The following is a 21,922-nucleotide window of genomic DNA, read 5'->3' on the forward strand; positions in this document are numbered from 1 at the left end:
CCTAAGGTGAGCAACCAACTAAAGTACACATTAGCTCAACCATTTTTAACCATTGAAACTCAAACTGAGTAACAAAGTTACCTAGTGTCGCCCAAATAATAATAAGTCCCGCTACCAAGGTAAACGGAAAACCAATAGAGAAAATATTTAATTGCGGTGCTGCGCGCGTCATAATACCAAACGACATATTAATAACGAGCATAGCCGTAAGCGGTGCAAGTGAGAGTACTAGTGCTGTCGTAAACATCCAGCCACCCCAGGTCACTATGTCCCAGTAATGATCTACAGACCACCATGTGCCATCAATGGGTAGAACTTGAAAACTATGCACCACCATTTGAATCATCATTAAATGACCGTTAAAAGCAAAAAATAACAGGGTGGCCAAAATAAGGAAAAACTGACCCACAGCAGGCACACTCGCGCCATTAGAAGGGTCAATAACCGAAGCAAAACCTAAACCCGTTTGCATCGCAAGTATTTGCCCTGCTAACACAAAAGTATTTAGTAAAAGTATAGATGCAAAACCAATAGCAACACCAATCAACATTTGTTGAATAACCACTAAAATCATCTCAAACGAAAATAGATTAGTGAATGTAGCTGGCGGTAAGACGGGGACAACAACAAAAGTTACAACAACTGATAAACCCATTTTTATACGCGTAGGAACATTTTTAGCCCCTAAGCCCGCCATAATCATAATCATTGAGCTAATGCGTACCAGCGGCAACAAAAAATCGCTCAACCATTGAATAACGACAGCAAAGGGATATTCCACATTTAACCTGCAATTTCAGGAATAAGTAATACTAGGCGAGTAAAAAAGTCCATTAGTTCTTGAGTAAGCCAATGCCCACCAACAATTAGCGCACTAATAGTAATTAATAAACGAGGTAAAAAGCTCAGTGTTTGTTCATTGATGGACGTTGCGGCCTGAAACACAGCAACCACTAAACCAATAATTAAGCCTGGGACTACAATTGCAGACACCAATTTAATAACTAAAAACAGCGCGTCACTTAGAATATCAACAAAAATTTCCGGTTCCATGTTGTACTCCTATTGTTGAGTCATGTTAATGCTTTGCATACTAAGTCCCTAAACCAAAGCTTTTGGCTAGAGTCCCCATCACTAAGCTCCAGCCGTCTACAAGTACAAATAACATAATTTTAAACGGCAAGGACACAATCATGGGTGAAAGCATCATCATACCCATCGCCATTAATACCGAGGCGACCACTAAATCAACAATTAAAAATGGGATAAAAAACATAAAACCGATTATAAATGCGGTTTGCAGTTCACTGGTTACAAATGCAGGTATCAATACTATTAATGGCGTATCTTGTGGCGAATCTAGCTGATCATAACCGGCAATTTTAGCAAATGTTTCTAAATCTTTTAAACGCACTTGTGAAAGCATAAAGGCTTTCATTGGCTCTTTAGCAAGCTCTAATGCCTCTACTGATGTAACCTGCTCATTTAAGTAAGGTTCTATCGCTCGCTCGTTTACCTGCTGATAAATAGGCGACATTATAAAAATACTTAAAAAAAGCGACATGCCTAATAACACTTGGTTTGACGGTGTTTGCTGTAAACCAATTGCTTGGCGCAAAATAGCGAGTACAACAATAATTCGTGTAAATGAGGTCATCATGATTATGGCAGCCGGTATAAAACTCAGCGCCGTCATAATGGCTAAAACTTGTAACGTTACTGAGTAATCTTGTGTGCCATCAGTGTTTGTTGTAATAGTAAGCGCATCAATTCCCTCTGCACTTACACTTGGTACAAACACCATGGCAAAAATAATAAGCAGCCACTTTGTCATAGGTTTAATTCTTTTTATTTTGGTTTGATTGCGGGTTTAAAAGTTTACCAAATCGTTTAGCGAGTTCAGGCAGTTCTTTTTCACTTAATGGGGTTTCTAACTTGTGTAAGTAATTAATACTGTGGGGAGTTACACCAAGTAAGTGCTGAGCATTATCTATCTCAACAACCATTAAACGCTCACGAGAACCCAAAGGCAGGCTTCTGACTACTTTAAATTCATCGCTGTTAGCTAAATTTGGATTAAGCTTTTTAACAAAAAATGCCAGCACAATAATCAGTACCAGCACCATTACAAGCGACAGCACCATAGAGAGTATATCTCCAGTTGGTGTTGCCACATCTGCTTTTGAAAAAACGGAACTAGTTAAAGCAACTAATAAGCTCATCGTAGTTTTTTGATCCGCTCTACTTGGCTTATCACGTCAGTTAAGCGAATACCAAACTTGTCGTTTACTACAACTACTTCGCCATGAGCTATCAAAGTACCGTTAACTAGTACGTCTAGCGGCTCGCCCGCGACACGGTCAAGCTCAACAACAGAGCCTTGGTTGAGTTGCAGTAAGTTACGAATATTAATTTTAGAGCGCCCTACTTCCATTGAAATAGTAACGGGGATATCTAAAATAGTGTCGAGTTTTCGTTTTTCATCGCCACTCATTTCGTGTTTTGAATCACTTAACTCATCAAGCTCTGCAACATGTGCTTCGCTACTATCATCTGGACCTTCGGCTTCTGCTAATGCTGCTGCCCATTCATCCATTGTATCTTGATCATCGCTCATACTTTTAACCTTTTAATCAATTACCAGTCTAAGTCTACACCGTCAGAGAGGTGTAAATCATCTTCTAGTTCTGCTAATTCTGCATCTGAGTCAATTTTCTTGCCGCCTTTGGTAAATACATGCAGCTCAGATTTAACTGAATCAGGTCGTTTAATTTTTTCACTAATTTGAAGCGCAACATTATCGCGAGAGCGGCCCATCTTGGCTCTAAATGTAGGTAATTCCTCAACAAATACGGTTATATGCTCAGGCATTTCAACCGGAATAATATCGCCAGTTTTGAGTTCCATAATCTGCCTTAAGGTTAAATCGACTTCAAGTAACTGAGTCGACATATCAACCTCTACATCCATTATTTCGTCGCGAAGTGCTTTGCTCCAACGTAAATCAGTGTCTTCAGTATCAGATTGAACACCCGCGTCTAACAGCTCTCGAATTGGCTCAAGCATTGAATATGGAAGTGCAATATGAAAATCGCCACCGCCACCATCGAGTTCAATATGAAAAGAACTAATAACCACAACCTCGGTTGGGCTTACAATATTAGCCATAGCTGGGTTTACTTCAGAATCGAGATATTCAAACGATACATCCATAACCGGTGCCCATGCTTCTTTATAATCTTCGAAAATGATCTTAAGGAGCATTTGCACAATACGACGTTCTGTAGGCGTAAATTCTCGGCCTTCAATTTTTGCATGATAACGCCCGTCACCACCAAAAAAGTTATCTACCAAAATAAACACAAGTCGTGCTTCCATGGTAATAAGGCCGGTACCTTTCAGCGGTCTAAAACGCACCATATTTAAGCTGGTTGGAACAAACAGAGTATGGATATACTCACCAAATTTAATCATTTGCACGCCATTAATAGACACCTCTGCGGTGCGGCGCATCATGTTAAATAGGCTAATTCGCATATGACGAGCAAAGCGTTCATTAACAATTTCCAGTGTCGGCATACGACCACGCACGATCCGATCTTGCGAAGAAAAATCGTACTGAAGCGTACTTCCCCCGCCATCTTCACCTTCGTGTATATCTTCCTCTTCAACGTCATCAACGCCGTGTAATAGCGCATCAATTTCGTCTTGGGATAATAAATCGCTCACGCTAACCCCTTATTGCATCACAAAGCCGGTAAACAATACCCGCTCAATTACTTTGCTGCCTTCAACATCCATCAAGGCTTTTTGTACCTTTTCAAGTGCAGAAAAACGAAGTGTTTCTTTACCAGAACTCGTACTTAACTCATCGGCTGTTGTAGTAGAAAACACACTTAGTAGCGTCCCTTCTATTAGCGGAATATGTTTTTTAGCGGTTTCTTCGTTTACTTCACCACGTACTAATAACTGTACTTTAATTTGCACAATTCTGTCGCGACTTGAGCCAGGCACATTAAATACAAATGGGCGTGGCATCGCAACATATAAAGCACTGCCTATCTCAGCTGAATCACTAGGCTCAGCTGAGGGGGTATCTGCTGATATTGCAGTCTCTTCATCCAAGGTTTCAACTGACGCATCCGAACCTGACATAAAAAAGTAACCCGCAGCACCACCTATTATAATAAGTAGTACAGCCACTATAATTATTATGAGTTTCTTTTTGCTTTTACCGGTTTCTTCAATTTCTAAACTTGCTTCTTCAGCCATCATGATTCCTTTAATCGCAAAGGTACTTGCTTGTTTTAACTATTATAATAGCAGTACTTAGGCATAGTAATCTATTGATGATGAAGTTTGTTGTCGAGAACTTTGTGCAGTGTTATTTGCTTGCTCGTCGTTTTCATCATTAACTGACTTATTATTAGCCAAATTACTTTGAGTTCCACCTTCACTGTGCTCGGCAGTTTCACCACCTGATTGCCCATAAGAAATAGTGCTTTCACCAAGCTCCAACCCCTGTTGCGCTAACATTTCACGTAAGCGCGGCATTGATTGTTCAAGTGCTTCTTTGGCTTGCTGATTTTGTACTACAAAGTTTATATGTGCTTGTTCTGCATCGCTACGAATACGTATTTGCATACTACCCATTTCGGGAGGATCTAAACGAATTTCTGCTTCTTTGTTATTAATGCTCAGCATTGAGCTAACGCGCTCTTGCAGTAATTTAGCTGCATCACTTTTAACAATATTAATTGCCTGCATTACACCAGGATCAATACTTACTTGCTTAACTTGCGATGTACTTTGTAATTGTTGAGTTTGTATTATTTGGGTATCAAGTAAGCTCTGCTCGTAACTTAATGAGTCGTATTGGCTTAATGTGCTCGTTTGCTGAGTATTTAAAGCAGCTGTAATTTGCGTAAATACTTGTGCTACGCGTGCAGGTGTTTGTTCTGCAGTTATTTTTTTAAGGCCATCTTTTTGTAATTCTTCAAGTGATTTTAATAAATCATCACCCTCAGTTGAGGTTGTTACGGCTTTATTTAAATCAGCCCCTTCGTTTGTCGATGTCTTTAAGCTTAACTTTTGTGGATTATATACTGTATTAGGAGTCTCTGACGCTACAAACGTTTTTGAGTCTGATTTAGCTGTGTCGGCAAGTCCTATTTCAATTGAAGCTTTTAACTCATTAACTGTTTGCTTAAGCGCTGACAACTGTTCGCCTTTAGGCTGCTCTGTTTTAATATAAGCGTTTAATTGCGTTAATAAGCTTTGTTTTTCAGCTGTATTAAGTGAATTTATTTCTGTGCTAAAAGAGTGTTTAGTTACTGTGCTCTGTACTTTTTCGTTATCAGTAATAAATTGCGCAAGCATTTGCTTAAGATCAGTAGTACTGCTAGTCGCGCCGTTCATTGAATCAGTATTTTCTAACATCTTAACTTGCGCATTAAGTTGTGAGCGCTGCTCTGGCGTTAAACTAGCAATAACATTATTAGATTTAATTAAGCTCGCATCTTTAGCTATTAAGGCGTCAATTGCTGCGCCTTTTTCGCTCTCAGATGTCTGTGAACTTGATTGTATCGTTTCTGATTCAGTTAAAGAAGGTGTCGCTACAGATGGAGCAGCTGGCGTAGGCACTGGTGTCGGCAACACTATATTTTTTGCACTTTTATCAACGGATTTATCTTGAGCTAATTGTCCCTTAATATCCATTGAAACTAATTCAGTGTCATCAACTATAGAGCCAAAACTGTCATCGGGTTTTTTACTTATAGGGTTTAATGGCCCTTCAATTGCCTCAGCAACACCACTTTTACGATGCTTGCCTTCATTTAATGGTAATGAATTTAAAGATAGTGAGCTAAAGTTATCGCTTTTTGAATCAGTTAATTTAGCCGCTTTAGAGTCTACATTAGTGGCAATTGGATTTTGCACTACACTCGCTGCATTCGCTTCTTCAGTCGATACTTCGCCACTTGCATTAGCTGATGCAATTCCTGATGTGCTTTTTAATTCTGTATTTTCTGATTCTGTATTTTCTACCTGTGTAGCTTCTAGATCTGTATTTTCAGCTGTCTCAAAAGGCTTATTGACCGAAGTGCTCATTGCTTGTGCTGAATTAATCTGATCAAGCATCTCAACAGACACAAAAGTAACTTCGCCCGTCGCTACTTCATCTAGCTTTACGCTCAGGTTTTCATTTTTTTCTGGCTGTTTATGCTTTGGAATAGCAATCGAATTTTCGGCACCGGGATTTTTATTGCCTTTAAGCAAAGGCTCCATAGAATTATGCGCTTCGTGTAATTGGCTTGAAAACTCCGCACCTAAATCGCCTTCATTATTAGCTAAGCTATTGTCTTTAAAGGCTAACAAAGAGTCTTTTTCAGAAGAAACTAAAAACGAAATGTTATTCATCGCCATAAATCACCTAATACCATTACGGCAATATGCCACCGCATACCGCCAAAAGTTGAATTCCACTAAGTAATAAAGCAATTAGCGTGCCTGAATTACAAAGCTTTACGACGTTGAAAAAACTGATTAGCTGAAAATTCATCTAACATTTTTTGCTCATTTTTAGCCATTAACGCATTTGCTTTAAGTTTTTGATTTTCGATTAATTTGGCGACTGCTTTAGCTTTAATTTGCTGCTTAAGCCATAGCGTTTTACGTTGAGTAACAACTTGCTTAGCGGTATTTACCGTACTTGCTTGTTGGCGAATTGCTTCTTCAATTTTAGCTATAAAGGCATGATACTGCCCAAATCCGGCACTAGATAAACCCGATTTTCCCTTAAGGTGTAACTGCTGAGAGTACTCAAGTCTAAAATTATTTAAACCTTGTAGCTTTTGTTGATTCGATTGCAAGTTTTGATTGGCTTGTAAGTAACTCATGCGCAAACTTTCTTCTTTGTCATTTTCAATTTTGAGCAATAAATCGAGTTTATTTTTAGCCATTATGCTTGTCCTAGTAACTGAGCAAGACCTTGCAGGCCATCATCGTAACTAATGACATCTCGCATACCTTGTTGTAAAAATGCATTTACTCTTGGCATCATATTTATGGCTTGGTCGAGCATTTGATCGGTCCCTTTTTGATAGGCACCTAAAGTAATCATATCTTTGTTTTGTTGATACATTGAATATACTTGTTTAAGCACTCGGGCTTGTTGCATATGCGGCTCAGAAACAACTTGAGGCATAACACGCGAAATCGACTTTTCTATATCTATAGCGGGATAGTGCCCGCTGTCGGCTAAATCACGCGATAGTACAATGTGGCCATCTAATATAGCTCGCGCTGCATCAGCAATAGGGTCTTGCATATCATCGCCTTCACTGAGCACTGTAAAAAAGGCAGTAATTGAACCTTGCCCTTCTCCGCCATTACCGGCGCGTTCTACTAGCGCAGGTAATTTAGCAAACACCGAAGGCGGATAACCTTTGGTTGCCGGCGGTTCGCCTACAGCAAGTGCAATTTCACGTTGTGCCATTGCGTAACGCGTTACCGAATCGAGTAACAATAATACGTTTAAACCCTGATCTCTAAAATACTCTGCAATAGTTACGGCGCTCTCGCAGCCTTTTAAACGCATAAGTGGTGATGAATCAGCGGGTGCTGCGACAACAACTGAGCGTTTGCGTCCTTCTACACCGAGTATTTCTTCAATAAATTCTTTTACTTCGCGGCCACGCTCCCCCACCAAGCCAACAACAATGACATCGGCTTCACTACCTCGGGTCATCATACCCAGTAGTACTGATTTACCCACACCGGAGCCTGCAAACAATCCCATACGTTGGCCTTGCCCTACTGTAATTACCGAGTTAATAGCACGCACACCTACATCCATAGGCTTAGTGATTGGTCTTCTAGAAAGCGGGTTTATAGTATTTTGCGCAAACTTTAAATGATGCTCAGCATTAATTTTACCAAGGCCATCTAGCGGCCGGCCTAAACCATCCACCACGCGGCCTAATAAACTCATCCCTACAGGCAAACCTAAGTTATTAACTTGAGGAATAACACGCGCACCAGGTAGTACACCAGAAATATGGTCGTTAGGCATTAAGTACAAAGTTTGGTCGTTAAAACCGACTATTTCGGCGTCTACAAAGCCGTTCATGGTTTCTATTTTACATTGGCTACCAACGGGTGCACGTAAACCTCTAGCCTCAAGGGTAAGGCCAACAACACGCGTTAAAATACCTGCTACAGCAGGCGCTGGGATTTTAATATGTTGTTGATATTGAGATAAGCGTTCGCTTAAAGGTGCACGTTGAGTTGACATAACACGCCAATAAAATAGTTAGATACCACTATTATGCAAAAAACTATCCAACGTTTCTTTGACACGTGTTTTTAGAGTCATATCGAGTGACGATTGCGCTGTTTTAACTTCACAGCCACCGCGTTCAAGAGTGGGTTCTGCCATTAGTTGCCAGTTATTGTCAATAATGGTTTGTTCGCCGTAGCTCTCTTTTATGAGTTCTAAGTCTTCGGGGTTTAAATGGATTCGTACTTTTTCTTGCTCCGCATTAAGTGAATTAATACTTTGCTTTAACGTGTGTAAAATCACATCTGGCGATGTTTTTACTTCTTGATAAATAACAGCTTCCGCCAACATGCTAGCAAGTTGTACTAATTGCTTCTCGGCTTGTTCGTCCACTTTATCTAGCGGTGCAGTTAGCCCCTCTAAAATGGCTTTTAAACTTGTTAACTGCTCTTCAATTAATGGTTTTACATCTTCAAGGCCTTGTGTTTTACCTTGCTCTAACCCTTCTTTGTAACCTGCTTCTTTACCCTCGCCAACGCCTTTTTCAAAGCCGTCTATGTAGCCTTGCTCATGACCTTGTTTGAGGCCTTCTTCGTACGCATCTTGTCTAATGCGTTCAAGCTCAACCATGGTAAGCGCAGGGAGTTCTGGTTCTTGTGGCTCATCAATTGGCATTTCTTCAGCTAATTCTTTTTTGTACAGCTCACTAAGCGGTGTGCCGTAAGCTGTAGAGCGATTGCCAAAGCTGCTCTCATCTGGTGCTACATCCGGTATAGCCCAGTTTTTTAATAGTTCATCTGCTTCATCAGCGTGAAGTGTGCGGCCTTTGAGTTTGCTCATGGTTTACAGGAACTCCTCGCCACCGCCGCCGCCCAGCTGAATTTCACCTGAGTCAGATAAACGACGCGCTGTTGATAAAATCTCTTTTTGCGCCGCTTCTACTTCACTTATACGCACCGGTGCCATTGCTTCTAAATCATCAGCAAGCATTTCGGCTGCACGTTTAGACATATTGCCCAGTATTTTATCTTTAAGGGCATCGTCGGTGCCCTTGATTGCTTTCATTAATACGTCTTGTTGTACTTCTCGTAGGATTGCTTGAATACCACGGTCTTCAACATCCATTAAGTTTTCAAACACAAACATTAAGTCTTGAATTTGCTGCGACATCTCTTCGTCATGTTCACGAATAGAATCCATTAACTGCCCTTCTACGTTAGTATCTAGGTAGTTCATAATATCTGCAGCAGCTTTTAAGCCGCCCATTTTAGCCGCTTGCGCACCAGCTTGACCGGCAAATTGTTTTTCCATGATTTCGTTTAGCTCTTGCAGTGCTGCTGGCTGAACTTCTTCGAGGTTTGCAATACGCATGGTTAAATCTAAGCGTACTTTTTCAGGGAACTGAGCAATAATCTCAGCTGACTGTTCTGGTTCTAAATACGATAATACAATGGTTTGAATTTGTGGATGCTCATTACGAATAATATTCGCTACTTGCTTAGAGTCCATCCATTTTAATGAATCCAGGCCTTTAGCGCCTGAGCCCATAACAATTTGGTCAATAAGGCTAGCAGCTTTGTCTTCACCAAGAGCGGCTGTAAGCGCTTTTTTAATAAAGTCTTCTGACTGAAAACCAATGGTACTAAAACTTTGAATTTGCTCTATAAACAAGTTGTGTACAGCGCTTATTTTAGCTTGAGATAAATCCTGTAACCCAGCCATCGCCATACCCACTTTTTGCACCTGTTTAGGTTCTAAGTGTTTAAGGATTTGCGCGGCATCTTCTTCTGATAAACTCAAAAGTAATATAGCGGCTTTATCTACCCCATCGAGCTTATCAACATCAAAGGCTGGCGGGAGTTGTTTTTGTTCTTGATCAGTCATCTTCTGTTAACCACGCTTTCACTACTTGTGATGATAGTTCTGGTTCGTTAGCTACAAGGGCACGAATTGCTTTAAGTAGATCTTCGTCGCCATGTAAATCCGGTAACTGCAGTGTACCATCACTTGAGAAACCAACCGAAGCAGAATCAAAGTCTTTATTTAGCATATCAAGAGTATTGTCGCCAATATCTACGCCTGAGCTTAGTGCATCTTCGTCGTATTCTTCTAGTGTATCGTCTGGGTAAATCAAGCGTTTAAGCATTGGTTTTACCACTGCCATTATTAATACAATGATAACTAAGGCGCCCAATACAAGGCGGGCTATTTTCATAAACCAGTCTTGTTCCCACAGTGGCACTTCTATAGCTAAATCTGTTGCTTCACGTACAAACGGCACTGTTACTACTTCAAGTGCATCACCACGTTGCATATCAAAGCCCACACCGCCTTGTAGTAAGCGACGAATATTTGACAATGCTTCAACCGAGCGTGGAGCCATGGTTGTTTCGCCGTTTTCTCCCACTTTAGGAATATAGTCAACAGCAACTGATACGCTTATTCTGCGTATAACACCACTTTGCTGGCGCTTGTGCGAAATGGTTGTATCGAGTTCATAATTACGTGTAGCTTCTTTGTGGCTGCGTGTTGGAGAAGTAGCAGTGCCTGCACCACCTTGCCCCGCAACCTCAGGAATATTAGAATTTAGCGGTGGCTGATTTGTAAGCGCACCTGGAATACCAACGGCTAGGCCGCCAATGTTATTTTCTTCAAATGTGGTTTCGCTTCTAACCGCTGGTAGGTCTGGGTTATAACGCTTTTGAGTTTCCTCAATCGAGCTAAAATCCATACTCAAATCAACTTGAGCTGTATAGTTTGCAAGCCCAACAACCGGTATTAAAATACTGTCTATTTTTTCAAGGTACTCTTGTTCGCGCTTACGCTCTAAATCGTATTCTTTACGAGAGCGTGCTGCTAGTGAGCTTTGCGAACCTGAATTTAATAATCGACCATTTTGATCGGTAACTGTAACACGTGCAGGCTCTAAGCCTTGTACTGCTGAGGCAATCATATCAACAACAGAGTCTACTTCTTCACGGTCAAGTGAGCGCCCACGTTTAAGTGTTAATACAACGGTAGCTGATGGTTTTTTCTCTCTGCGGGCAAATACGTTTTCTTTAGGAATGGCTAACAATACTTTGGCGCGAGTAATGTTGTTAAGCTCTTCAATTGTGCGTGCTAATTGCTGTTCACGACCATGTTTTAGGCGCTCACGCTCCAAGCGTTGGCTTACGCCAAAGCCCATATCTTGCATAATAATGTCAGAGCCTGATGCTGGACCTTGCTCTAACCCTTCACGGGTCATTAGTAGCTTAATGTTTTGGTATTCACTTTCATCAACCGATACAACATTGCCATCGAGTTGATATTCAATTTTTTGTGCATCTAAAAAGTCTAATGTTTGAATAAGCTCTTCAGTTTGCATTTTGCCTAACGGGCGCATATCTGGCTGACGAGCCCAAATAATAATGAAAATCGCGATAGCTAAACAAATCGCTAATGCTATTACCAGTGTTACTTGGCGCAATACATCAACACCACTTAAAGCACTTAAGTAGCCTGACTTTTGTTCTTGTTGATCATCACCACCACTTTGGTCGATACCGCCGCCAGCAAGTGCTAGGTCTGTAGATTGGTTAGATTGCGCCACAATAATTCTCCACTACCTAATTAAACAGGCATGTTCATGATTTCTTTATAAGCTTCAACAAGTTTATTACGAACCTGTACTGTAGCCTCAAAAGCAACTGACGATTTTTGAGAAGCAATCATCGCCTCAGCAAGCGATACACTTCGATCACCCATTTCAACCGCTTTTACTTTTTGACCTGCATCTTGCTGTAGACCGTGCACTGTATTTAGTGCATCACTTAGCATGTCGCCAAACTGGGAAGTAGAAGTAGGCTGAACTTGAGTCGGCAATTTATTTATTTGATTATTACGGCCGGCTTCTAAAGCCATTGATTGCATTTCTTGAAATACAGCACTGTTTTGAATTTTCATAATTTATCTCTGACACGCAGTGAACTCTTACAAGTAATAAAGCACAAAACATGCCAAATAATTAATTGTTAAAATACATACAGTTAGCTTTAAATTATGTGAGTCAGAGTTTTGACAACCCTAAGTTCGCAGCGCAAACTTAGGGTTTATAGGAGGTTATGCAGGAAGTGAAATACCTAAATCGCGCATTTGCGCTAGTTTATAACGTAAAGTTCGTGGGCTTATGCCCAACGTTTCGGCAACGTCTTTACGCTTACCTTGGCAACGTGCAAGGGTTTCTAAAATAATGCGATGCTCTTTGTCTTTAAGCTCATCTTTATAGCTACCGGTATCTGCCGCTAGCAAGCCCTGCTTAGGTTCAGCCTCAACAGGTGCTTTTTCATCATAATATGCAGAGCTTAGCGTGCTTTTATCAACGCCTTTATTTGCGTGAACTAATTCTGTTGGCGATACTGTTTGCGCCGGTGCCAATGATGGCTCCATAACAAAGTTATTAGATGCTAAGTTTTCAATAAAAATAGCATGCTCGTTTATTGTATCGCCACTTCGCAGTATAAGCGCACGCTGTATAACGTTATCAAGCTCGCGCACATTTCCAGGCCACGCGTGAGCCAGTAACTTTTGCTCGGCAGCTTTATCTAAATACGCCATGGGCTCTTTGCTTTTACTTATATGGCGCTCAATTAAATGCTTAGCCAATACGATAATATCGCCAGGGCGTTGGCACAATGGTCGCCACATTAGTGGAAAAACATTAAGCCTATAATATAAATCTTCTCTAAATTGATTTTCAGACACGGCTTCTTTTAAATCACGATTACTGGTAGCCAAAATACGTACATCAAGCTGGATTGTTTTACGACCCCCTAAACGCTCTACTTCACGCTCTTGCAGTACGCGTAAAAGTTTAGCTTGTAGCCCTAAGTCCATCTCAGTAATTTCATCAAGTAAAATAGTCCCACCTTGTGCTTGCTCAAACTTACCCGGACATGCTTGAATCGCCCCCGTAAAAGCCCCTTTTTCATAACCAAATAAAGTGGCTTCGAGCATATTTTCAGGAATAGCCGCGCAGTTAATCGCTACAAAAGGCTCATTACAACGACTCGACTTATCATGAATATAACGCGCAAGTACTTCCTTACCTGAACCACTTGGGCCAAGTACCATTACACTTGCATCAGAGCGTGCTACTTTACTCGCAAGCTCCAATAATTGAATACTAGTTGGGTCAGCAACGATAGGTCCGTCGGTTTCTTTTGCTTTTTCAGGCAAATAACGGCTCACCATATTTAACAGCACTTCAGGTGCAAATGGTTTAGCCATGTAGTCAATTGCACCTAGGCGCATGGCTTCTACCGCATCGTCAATTGTGGCGTACGCCGTCATCATCAATACAGGTAAGTCAGGGTGGTTTAATTTAATACTGCGTAGTAAATCAAGTCCACTCATTACTCCCATTTGCACGTCGCTTACAACAAGCGAAAATTGATCTTTTTTAAGCAGTAACATTGCTTGCTCAGCACTGCTCGCTGCAACACATTCAATACCCGACATTTCAAGGGTATCTATTAAGGCTTCACGGAGCCCAGCGTCATCTTCGACAACTAAAATAGTGTTACTCATAATGAACCCTCTAGTTTAGATGTTGCCTTAATAGGCAGTAACAAGCTAAAGCAGGCACCACCATGCGTATTATTAGTCACATCAACACGGCCTTGGTGTGCACTAGCCACCGAACTCACTACAGCAAGCCCTAAGCCTGTGCCCTGACTTTTTGTAGTAAAAAATGGTTCAAAAATTTTATCGCTTTGGCTTAAATCAACACCTGGGCCATTGTCGCTCACACTAATACGAACCATATCTAAATCTTTTAAATCTCTTTGTGCACTTATTTTTACTTTTGCGCCGCCGCCAATAACTTGAATACTATTGTGCACAAGATTTTGAATAGCACTGGCCAATGCCGTTTTATTACCGACTATTTGTATATCTGGCTCTGGTAAGCTTACATCCAGCTCACTTTCATTTAGTGCGACCATAGCATCAGCGCCCGCTTTAACTTCTGTTAAAAGCTGCTGCATTGAAACTTGCTCAACAACTTGCTGATCGCCACTTTTAGCAAATAACAGCATGTCGTTTACTTGAGTTTCTAAATCCTTTAAACGCGACATTAACTTTGTTTGAAAGTTATCGCGAGAAGCTTCGGGTAAGCGCTTAGACCCTAAATTAGCAGCGTAAAGCATAGCGGCTGAGAGCGGCGTGCGCACTTGATGCGCTAATGACGCAACCATTTTACCCAGCGCGCTTAATCGCTGCATATGTGCAACACGCTTTTGTAAGCGGCGAGTTTCGGTTAAATCCGTCATTAAAATAAGTTGCCCAGGCTCTGGTGCTAAAGCAGTAATATCAAGCTTTATTAGGCGCCCGTCTTTTAAGGACACTTCATGACCATCATCTTGATGCGGCCTAAAAGAGCGCTGAATAACATTAAACCAGCGTTCGCCTTCAAGTGGCTCGCCAAGCATATCAATCGCTATTTGATTCGCTTTTGCAATCAAGCCTTTGCCATCAAGTACAACCACGCCTGCTGGCATGGTATCAACCAAATGTGAAAGCCAACTTGCTTGCTTGCGCAGATCGCTTAATTCACCAATGTACTCCTCTTGAAGTAAACATGGGTTATACTGATTTGCAGAAAAAAACTGTGGTTTTAGCACGCTAGCAAGAGCCATAATCAAATCTCGAATTGATGTAGATATATGTCTAAATGCACGATTTATACCAAAATTTATTTACATACTTATCATTAAGTTACATCAACAATTTGAGCGACATAAAAATGACGCACGCAAAAAGGAATAATAATGAGTGAGCAAATAAAGTGCCGTTGCCCGTGGCTCGACACCACTAAACCCGACTACGTTATTTACCACGATGAAGAATGGGGCGTCCCCCTTTATGATGATACAAAGCTGTTTGAATTTATCACGCTTGAATCAGCACAAGCAGGCTTAAGCTGGTATACAATTTTAAAAAAACGCAGCGGTTATAAAAAAGCATTTGCTAATTTTGATGTAGATAAAGTGGCACAATTCACACAAGATGACGTTGAGAGACTAATGCTTGATGAGTGTATTGTGCGCAACCGCTTAAAAATTGCGGCAACTGTTAACAACGCAAAGCGCTTTATAAAAATACAAGAAGAATTTGGAAGTTTTAGTAACTACCAATGGCAGTTTGTGGGTAACAAGCCGATTATAAGTAATTTAAATAACGCTGAGGACTACCCTGCAATTACAGAGGCATCAACCGCATTTGCTAAAGATTTAAAAAAACGGGGGTTTAAGTTTTTAGGACCAACAACGGTTTACGCTCATATGCAGGCCTGCGGTATGGTTAACGATCACAGTAATGATTGTTTTAGAAAAGAAGAAATTATTAAGGCTTTTAGTGGGTGAGTGATTTATAGCTATAAAAGTGATTTGTTCACAAAGAGGTTAAGAGACGCTGCGCTTTAGAGAAGTAACGCGTAGGTTGACTATGGCTTCTCATTTACCCTCGTTTTTCTCTTTGTGAGATGGCGTTTTATTTAAGTGATTAAAAGTCTCGTTTTTCACGCGTGCAAGTCTAGCGTCTACAACAAAAGTAAAAACCGTGTAGGTGCGAATTTACTTCGCGCTCTTGCTAATATTTTTAAGTAAAGTGCGGTATAAAACCGCACCTACAAAACGAGGGGTTATTTATCTACTGTGTTTGGCCAATTTATAACTAAACACTGACAGCTGCTTTTAAACCTTAATCCCGTGATAGATTATACTTTTTCATTTTCTCAACGAGTGTTGTTCTGCGTACACCTAATATTTCGGCTGCGCGAGCTACAACGTAATCATAGCGCTCTAACGCTTGGGTTATTAAGCTAATTTCAAGCTCTGCTAAATAATCTTTAAGTTCAATACCATCATCAGGCAATAGCCCACTACCCGTTTGGCTAAACTCAGCGTCTGGCTCAGTTTCGTAATCACTAAAGCCTGTACTAAATATGTCGTTAAAGGCGTCTTTTTCCATTAACTCTTCGGGGTATTCTGGCTCGTAGGCTTCAACTTCAATGTAACGATATTTATTAGGTAAATCGGGAATATCGACCACTTTTTCAGGAAACATAATAACCATACGCTCCACTAAGTTAGCAAGCTCACGAATATTACCAGGCCAAGCATGTTCTTTTAAGCTCTCAACTGCGCGCTCGGTAAACTTAGCAGTAGAACCTGTTTGGTCGTTAACACGGCGCATTAACTCCTTTAAAAGCAGCGGAATATCATCAGCTCGCTCACTTAGCGATGGGTTTTCGATAGGAAATACATTTAAGCGGTAATATAAATCTTCCCTAAAACTGCCCTCTTCAATCATTGTTTCTAGGTTACGATGCGTGGCCGCAATAACGCGTACATCAGCCTGAATAGCCTTTGTACCACCAACACGCTCGTAGCTGCGTTCTTGCAATACTCGCAGCAACTTAACTTGCATTTGCAGTGGCATATCGCCTATTTCATCTAAAAATAGTGTCCCGCCTTGAGCTAGTTCAAAGCGCCCTTTACGAGCCGATATAGCACCAGTAAACGCGCCTTTTTCGTGGCCAAATAGTTCACTTTCGAGCAGCTCTGCCGGAATAGCACCACAGTTAACAGGTACAAACGGTCCATTAATACGCTTTGAAAGCAAGTGTACATTACGGGCAACCACTTCTTTACCTGTGCCTGATTCGCCTAAAATTAAAACATTAGCGTCGGTTTTTGCCACTTGTTCAATTAAAAAGCGAACATCTTTTACGGCCTCTGTTTCACCAACAAGTCCGTCAAAAGTTTTATGTGGTTTAGAATGCTTATGCTCATTAGGCAACATGCGCTGATACTGCTGGCAATCGTGAAGTAACTGAGTTGTCACTTCGTGATTAAATGGCTCGCAAATAAGCCCCACTACATTAGCTATACTTAATAGTGGTTTTAGCGTTTCGCCAATTAATAAAAACGGTAGGGTTGGATAGCGTTTAATTAAGCTTTCGTGATCAAGTGATTGCAACGCTCCTAAAATAATCATGCATTCTTGCTGCTGATATTTTTTGCATTCTTGTTCAAAGCAGTCTTCGCTTAATAGTTGAACAGCTTCACCAATAAAGCCAAGTGAAGCATTTAATCCTATTGCGCGGTTGTTATTATTATCTAAAATCAAGATCATATTTAGCGAGCCGTACTTTCACTAATTTGTATAATTAGTTAAATTGTAAGCCAGTTCAGCATGGATGCAAGTGATAGCGGCAGTTTTTTGACATAAACGCCAAAAAACTGCCGTTAAATTAACTATAAGTAATACTTAAGAGTTACCTGTTAACAAATCGAGAGAAAGTTTAAAAATGACTGTGCTTTTGGACTATGAATATTCGGGACTCTACGTACATTACAAAAGCTTGCAACCTCAGCATTATTCCAGTGATAAATACCTGTTAAACAACCAAAAAAATGTCTGTAGTCTACATAATATTCACTTCTTGGTGTTAAATTTTCAGAATGAGGAAGCAAGATTGCAGCACTTGTTTTACGAGTATTAATAACAAGTTTTTCTCTTATTTTGTCATCAGCCATAATATTAAAAACAAAAAAATAATCTACTAAATTTTCGGACTTCCTAAGCGCGTTAACAAGACTACTCTGAACAAGTTTTGAGAATTTTATCTTCTCATATGGGATACATATTTCACTTTCATAATCGAGTAACTCAGCTTGAAGTACTAACTTTCGCGCCTCATAATCTTCTTTCGAATAACACTGTTTTCGTCCCTTTGATAGCTCACCAGTTTGTAAGTCTATCTCGCCCTAACCTTTATCAGCTAAAATAATAGCTTTAGGATCAAATGCTTTTATTTCATATGCATCAGCAACCCCTCTAAAATCATTCAATTTAGCTAGTTTCCCCCCTAACAAATATTTACCAGCAAATGGTAGATGATTTTTAGCTGGAAATAACTTTGTGTAATCCAGGTAACGTTTAAAGAATTGTTGCTTTTTTTGTTCTGCTTTAAATTCTAACTCAGGATCAGCTAAGTCATAATAGGTTTGAGGAAAAGGTCCAGCTCCAGTATACCCAAGAGCTAACAAATCCAACTTTGAGCAGTGCCTTGAAATAATAGAGTGTAGTTTTGCTGTATGCTGTGCCGATTCTATACAATCATTCAAGTTCAAGACATTTACACCATCACAACTTACAAATAAAGCCGAGTCTATGTCTGAAGCAGAACCATGTATATTTGGCACCACATATAAATGCGTATCTCCATATAAACTATGCTCTATTGGAGTTACTTCAATCCCATCGGCCTTTGCTTTATATAATAGATAATTATTCTCAAAAACAGGAATTATCACTGGCTTTTTGCCATATTTAGCAAATATTTTATGCAAAAAAATAGGATCATAATGATCTGGGTGAATATGTGAAATATAGATAATATCCGGCTCATTTATGATTTCGAGTGGATTATCTATTAGAGGAAACTGATGCCAAGCTCCATCATATGCTCCCGGTGTAAACCAAGGATCTGTTAGTATTCTGATATCTTTTGTCTCAATTTCTATACAAGCACTATAAATATAACGAACTTTCATAAAGACTTCTTGCTGATTAAATAACTAAGAAAGAAGTCTACATTATATTATAATAAACCTAAAATTGACTCTGCAGATTGATTCACTTGGCCACGAAATGCATAGATGCTGGCGCTAAAATATCATTAGATACCTTTTGATCTACAGCCTGAGTTAAATGTTAATTGCAGAAAGTGCAGAAGCAAAACTATCACCTGGTGAATTGATAGTTTGCTTTGCATTCGCATCAACTCCAAACTGAAACGACAACGTTTTCCATCACATAATGGCTTTCCACCAAAAGATACATTTTCAAACGTTTCAGAAATTTGGCCTTGCAGCTAAGTAAATTCGTCTTGTAGAGCACCACGGTCACTACCATTAAGTACGCCGCTTACTGCCTAAATAAATAATTCTCGAATACGCAACACCGCATCATTAACCCCTGGTAAATTAGATTCAGTAGTTTGGGAATAAGAAATGCTATCGTAAGGTTAGTAACAGCTTGACCATACCCATTTGGCTGAGACGTTACCCGGGTAATAATTAGTAATGCAGTCGCATCATCTGCTGCATAATTAACCTTTTCCCCCGTAGCAAGCTTATTTCGAGTTCATTGAATTTGATTTAAATAACTAGTCGATGATGATTGAAGTTTCATAAAGTGTTCCGACCCTCAGGTTGATTAAATTATAGCTTAATTTGCCAATTTTTACACTTTGTACCATGTTTAAACTAGGTTAACTTGGCATCACACTTGCTTATAAACTCTGTTACTATGTAAAGTACTGAGAAATTTGTTAAAATTCTCACACTGCGTATTTTTAACGCTAATGATAAATAACTTGGGTAAGACTATGTTCGATAATAAAACAATTTTAATAACCGGTGGTACCGGATCATTCGGTAAGAAATACGTAAAAACCTTGCTCGAGCGATATAACCCTAAAAAGATTATTATTTTCTCTCGTGATGAGCTAAAACAATTTGAAATGCAACAAGAATTTAATCAACCATGCATGCGGTATTTTATCGGCGATGTACGCGATAAAGATCGCTTAAGAAGAGCCATGCGCGGTGTAAATTACGTTATTCATGCAGCAGCTCTTAAGCAAGTTCCCGCCGCTGAATACAACCCAATGGAATGCATAAAAACAAATATCAACGGCGCTGAGAATGTAATTGATGCAGCACTGGACAACGATGTTGAAAAAGTTATTGCTCTATCTACCGATAAAGCAGCTAACCCAATTAACTTATACGGCGCCACTAAATTGGCGTCAGATAAGCTATTTGTTGCCGCCAATAATATTGCTGGCGGAAATCGCACCACATTTTCAGTTGTGCGTTACGGCAATGTTGTTTGTTCTCGCGGCTCTGTTGTCCCAATTTTTCAAAAATTTATTGAGCAAGGCCAAGATCACATTCCCATTACACATGAAGAAATGACGCGCTTTTGGATAAGCCTGCAACAAGGTGTAGATTTTGTTTTAACGAACTTTGAACGCATGTTAGGTGGAGAAATCTTCGTGCCTAAAATACCGTCAATTCGTATTACCGACTTAGCTAAAGCAATGGCACCTGACTTACCCGTTAAAATTATCGGTATTCGCCCCGGTGAAAAATTGCATGAAATTATGTGCCCATCTGATTTATGCTTTGATACCTATGAGTTTGATGATCATTTTGTGATTGCTCCTGGTATTAAATTTAGTAGCCGGTGCAATGATTTCGACACCAACGCATTAAATGAACAAGGTAAGAAAGTCGAGGTTGGGTTTGAATATAACTCTTTAAGTAACCCTCATTTCTTAACGATAGAAGAAATAGATGCTTTTAATATTCAGGCACTTATATGATCCCATACGGTAAACAATTTATCGACCAAACTGATATTGATGCGGTAGTCGATGTTTTAAAGTCAGATTGGCTCACTCAAGGCCCTAAAGTGCCAGCATTTGAAGATGCTGTTGCTAGTTATTGTAAGGCAGAGCATGGTGTAGCTGTTAATAGTGCAACATCAGCATTACACATAGCTTGTTTAGCGCTTGACGTTGATAGTAACGATATAGTGTGGACATCCCCTATTTCATTTGTTGCTTCAGCAAACTGCGCTTTGTATTGCGGAGCTAAAATTGATTTTGTTGATATTGATTTAAATACTGGCAATATGTCAGTTTTTGAGCTTGAAAAAAAATTGCTTCTAGCAAAAAAAAACAATTGCTTACCTAAGGTTGTGATCCCCGTTCATTTAGCGGGTCAATCATGCGATATGCAAGCTATTCATAAACTTGCTCTAAAATATGACTTTAAAATTATTGAAGATGCCTCTCATGCTATAGGTGCTAAGTATTTAGATAAACCCGTAGGCTGTTGTGAGTTTTCAGATATTTGTGTATTTAGCTTTCACCCTGTAAAAATCATCACAAGTGCAGAAGGCGGCATGGCCGTCACCAATAATCAAGAGCTAGCAAAGCGCTTAAGAAGATTAAGAAGCCACGGTATCACATCTGATCCAACCGAAATGACCGAGCCAAGTCATGGCCCTTGGTACTACCAACAAGTAGAGCTTGGTTTTAATTACCGAATGACTGATTTGCATGCCGCATTAGGTATTAGCCAGCTAAGTAAAGTTGATGAGTTTGTTAACCAGCGCCACTTTTTAGCTCAGATATATGATACACACCTAGATCTTAATCTGATCCGCCCATTACATCAAAGTGATACCTGCTATTCCGCTTATCATTTATATATAGTTCAGCTTAAAGATAGCGATATAACTCGACATAAAAACGCTATAACCCAACTTCGGGCTGCCGGGATTATTGGCCATCTGCATTATATCCCAATACATTTACAGCCTTATTATCAAGCTATGGGCTTTAGTGTTGGTGACTTCCCTAATGCTGAAAAGTATTATCAAGGTGCAATCACCCTTCCCTTGCATCCAACGTTGCAAGAACAAGAAGTACATTTTGCACTTAACACCTTACAGCAAATCTTAAATTAAAGTTTTTAACTTTTTTGACGATATAAAACATACCATTTAATGAAACATGAG

At 40.0% G+C, this 21,922-nt stretch carries 21 protein-coding genes; 3 read left to right on the forward strand and 18 right to left on the reverse strand.

The window, feature by feature from the left end; genetic code table 11:
• Position 1: 1 nt before the first annotated feature.
• The 16 genes from fliR to BW142_RS00305 form a co-directional block, all read right to left on the reverse strand.
• Positions 2-781, reverse strand: a complete 780-nt coding sequence (gene fliR / locus BW142_RS00230; RefSeq protein WP_007585805.1) for a flagellar biosynthetic protein FliR — start codon at positions 779-781, stop codon at positions 2-4.
• A gap of 2 nt (positions 782-783) precedes the next feature.
• A complete protein-coding gene (gene fliQ / locus BW142_RS00235) occupies positions 784-1,053 on the reverse strand; it encodes a flagellar biosynthesis protein FliQ (protein WP_002959325.1) in 270 nt (89 codons plus the stop codon).
• Positions 1,054-1,093: 40 nt separating this feature from the next.
• Complete coding sequence (fliP, locus tag BW142_RS00240; RefSeq protein ID WP_076923505.1) at positions 1,094-1,834, reverse strand: flagellar type III secretion system pore protein FliP; 741 nt, start codon at positions 1,832-1,834, stop codon at positions 1,094-1,096.
• Positions 1,835-1,838: 4 nt separating this feature from the next.
• Positions 1,839-2,222 (reverse strand): flagellar biosynthetic protein FliO, encoded by a 384-nt coding sequence (gene fliO / locus BW142_RS00245; RefSeq protein ID WP_007377952.1) that lies wholly within the window; start codon positions 2,220-2,222, stop codon positions 1,839-1,841.
• Entirely contained in the window at positions 2,219-2,617 is a 399-nt protein-coding gene (gene fliN / locus BW142_RS00250; protein ID WP_024599211.1) for a flagellar motor switch protein FliN, read from the reverse strand. Before fliN ends, fliO begins: the two co-directional genes overlap by 4 nt.
• A 20-nt stretch (positions 2,618-2,637) precedes the next feature.
• Positions 2,638-3,729, reverse strand: a complete 1,092-nt coding sequence (gene fliM / locus BW142_RS00255) for a flagellar motor switch protein FliM (RefSeq protein ID WP_024599212.1) — start codon at positions 3,727-3,729, stop codon at positions 2,638-2,640.
• Positions 3,730-3,738: 9 nt separating this feature from the next.
• Positions 3,739-4,272, reverse strand: a complete 534-nt coding sequence (gene fliL / locus BW142_RS00260) for a flagellar basal body-associated protein FliL (RefSeq protein ID WP_076923506.1) — start codon at positions 4,270-4,272, stop codon at positions 3,739-3,741.
• Between the two features lie 57 nt (positions 4,273-4,329).
• Positions 4,330-6,426: a flagellar hook-length control protein FliK gene (locus BW142_RS00265; protein ID WP_083707532.1), complete on the reverse strand. Its 2,097-nt coding sequence runs from the start codon at positions 6,424-6,426 to the stop codon at positions 4,330-4,332.
• Positions 6,427-6,515: 89 nt separating this feature from the next.
• A complete protein-coding gene (gene fliJ, locus BW142_RS00270) occupies positions 6,516-6,962 on the reverse strand; it encodes a flagellar export protein FliJ (protein WP_010553907.1) in 447 nt (148 codons plus the stop codon).
• Positions 6,962-8,296 carry a flagellar protein export ATPase FliI gene (gene fliI, locus BW142_RS00275; protein WP_076923507.1) on the reverse strand — a complete coding sequence of 445 codons (1,335 nt, stop codon included), beginning with the start codon at positions 8,294-8,296 and terminating at the stop codon, positions 6,962-6,964. The genes fliJ and fliI overlap by 1 nt, the downstream gene beginning before the upstream one ends.
• Before the next feature lie 18 nt (positions 8,297-8,314).
• Positions 8,315-9,121 (reverse strand): flagellar assembly protein FliH, encoded by an 807-nt coding sequence (fliH, locus tag BW142_RS00280; RefSeq protein WP_076923508.1) that lies wholly within the window; start codon positions 9,119-9,121, stop codon positions 8,315-8,317.
• Positions 9,122-9,124: 3 nt separating this feature from the next.
• Positions 9,125-10,165, reverse strand: a complete 1,041-nt coding sequence (gene fliG, locus BW142_RS00285) for a flagellar motor switch protein FliG (RefSeq protein WP_007581881.1) — start codon at positions 10,163-10,165, stop codon at positions 9,125-9,127.
• Complete coding sequence (gene fliF, locus BW142_RS00290) at positions 10,158-11,873, reverse strand: flagellar basal-body MS-ring/collar protein FliF (RefSeq protein ID WP_024606216.1); 1,716 nt, start codon at positions 11,871-11,873, stop codon at positions 10,158-10,160. Before fliF ends, fliG begins: the two co-directional genes overlap by 8 nt.
• Before the next feature lie 20 nt (positions 11,874-11,893).
• Positions 11,894-12,226, reverse strand: coding sequence for a flagellar hook-basal body complex protein FliE (fliE, locus tag BW142_RS00295; protein WP_008168784.1), 333 nt, complete (start codon positions 12,224-12,226; stop codon positions 11,894-11,896).
• 156 nt (positions 12,227-12,382) lie between these two features.
• On the reverse strand, positions 12,383-13,849 hold the full coding sequence (locus tag BW142_RS00300) for a sigma-54 dependent transcriptional regulator (RefSeq protein WP_076923509.1): 1,467 nt from the start codon (positions 13,847-13,849) through the stop codon (positions 12,383-12,385).
• Positions 13,846-14,958 (reverse strand): ATP-binding protein, encoded by a 1,113-nt coding sequence (locus BW142_RS00305; RefSeq protein ID WP_008168789.1) that lies wholly within the window; start codon positions 14,956-14,958, stop codon positions 13,846-13,848. The genes BW142_RS00300 and BW142_RS00305 overlap by 4 nt, the downstream gene beginning before the upstream one ends.
• Before the next feature lie 132 nt (positions 14,959-15,090).
• Between BW142_RS00305 and BW142_RS00310 the strand changes: the two genes are divergently transcribed.
• Complete coding sequence (locus BW142_RS00310) at positions 15,091-15,684, forward strand: DNA-3-methyladenine glycosylase I (RefSeq protein WP_076923510.1); 594 nt, start codon at positions 15,091-15,093, stop codon at positions 15,682-15,684.
• Between the two features lie 337 nt (positions 15,685-16,021).
• Here the strand turns inward: BW142_RS00310 and BW142_RS00315 are convergent, their stop codons facing one another.
• Both BW142_RS00315 and BW142_RS00320 read right to left on the reverse strand, forming a co-directional pair.
• Positions 16,022-17,458, reverse strand: coding sequence for a sigma-54-dependent Fis family transcriptional regulator (locus BW142_RS00315; protein WP_076923511.1), 1,437 nt, complete (start codon positions 17,456-17,458; stop codon positions 16,022-16,024).
• A 635-nt stretch (positions 17,459-18,093) separates the two neighbouring features.
• Positions 18,094-18,882, reverse strand: coding sequence for an MBL fold metallo-hydrolase (locus BW142_RS00320; RefSeq protein WP_076923512.1), 789 nt, complete (start codon positions 18,880-18,882; stop codon positions 18,094-18,096).
• Positions 18,883-19,718: 836 nt separating this feature from the next.
• Here BW142_RS00320 and pseB point away from each other — a divergent pair.
• Positions 19,719-20,720 (forward strand): UDP-N-acetylglucosamine 4,6-dehydratase (inverting), encoded by a 1,002-nt coding sequence (gene pseB / locus BW142_RS00330; protein WP_054203322.1) that lies wholly within the window; start codon positions 19,719-19,721, stop codon positions 20,718-20,720.
• A complete protein-coding gene (gene pseC / locus BW142_RS00335) occupies positions 20,717-21,871 on the forward strand; it encodes a UDP-4-amino-4,6-dideoxy-N-acetyl-beta-L-altrosamine transaminase (protein ID WP_076923513.1) in 1,155 nt (384 codons plus the stop codon). The genes pseB and pseC overlap by 4 nt, the downstream gene beginning before the upstream one ends.
• Positions 21,872-21,922 lie beyond the last annotated feature (51 nt).

This window comes from Pseudoalteromonas sp. EB27 (assembly GCF_001974875.1).
Taxonomy (GTDB): domain Bacteria; phylum Pseudomonadota; class Gammaproteobacteria; order Enterobacterales; family Alteromonadaceae; genus Pseudoalteromonas.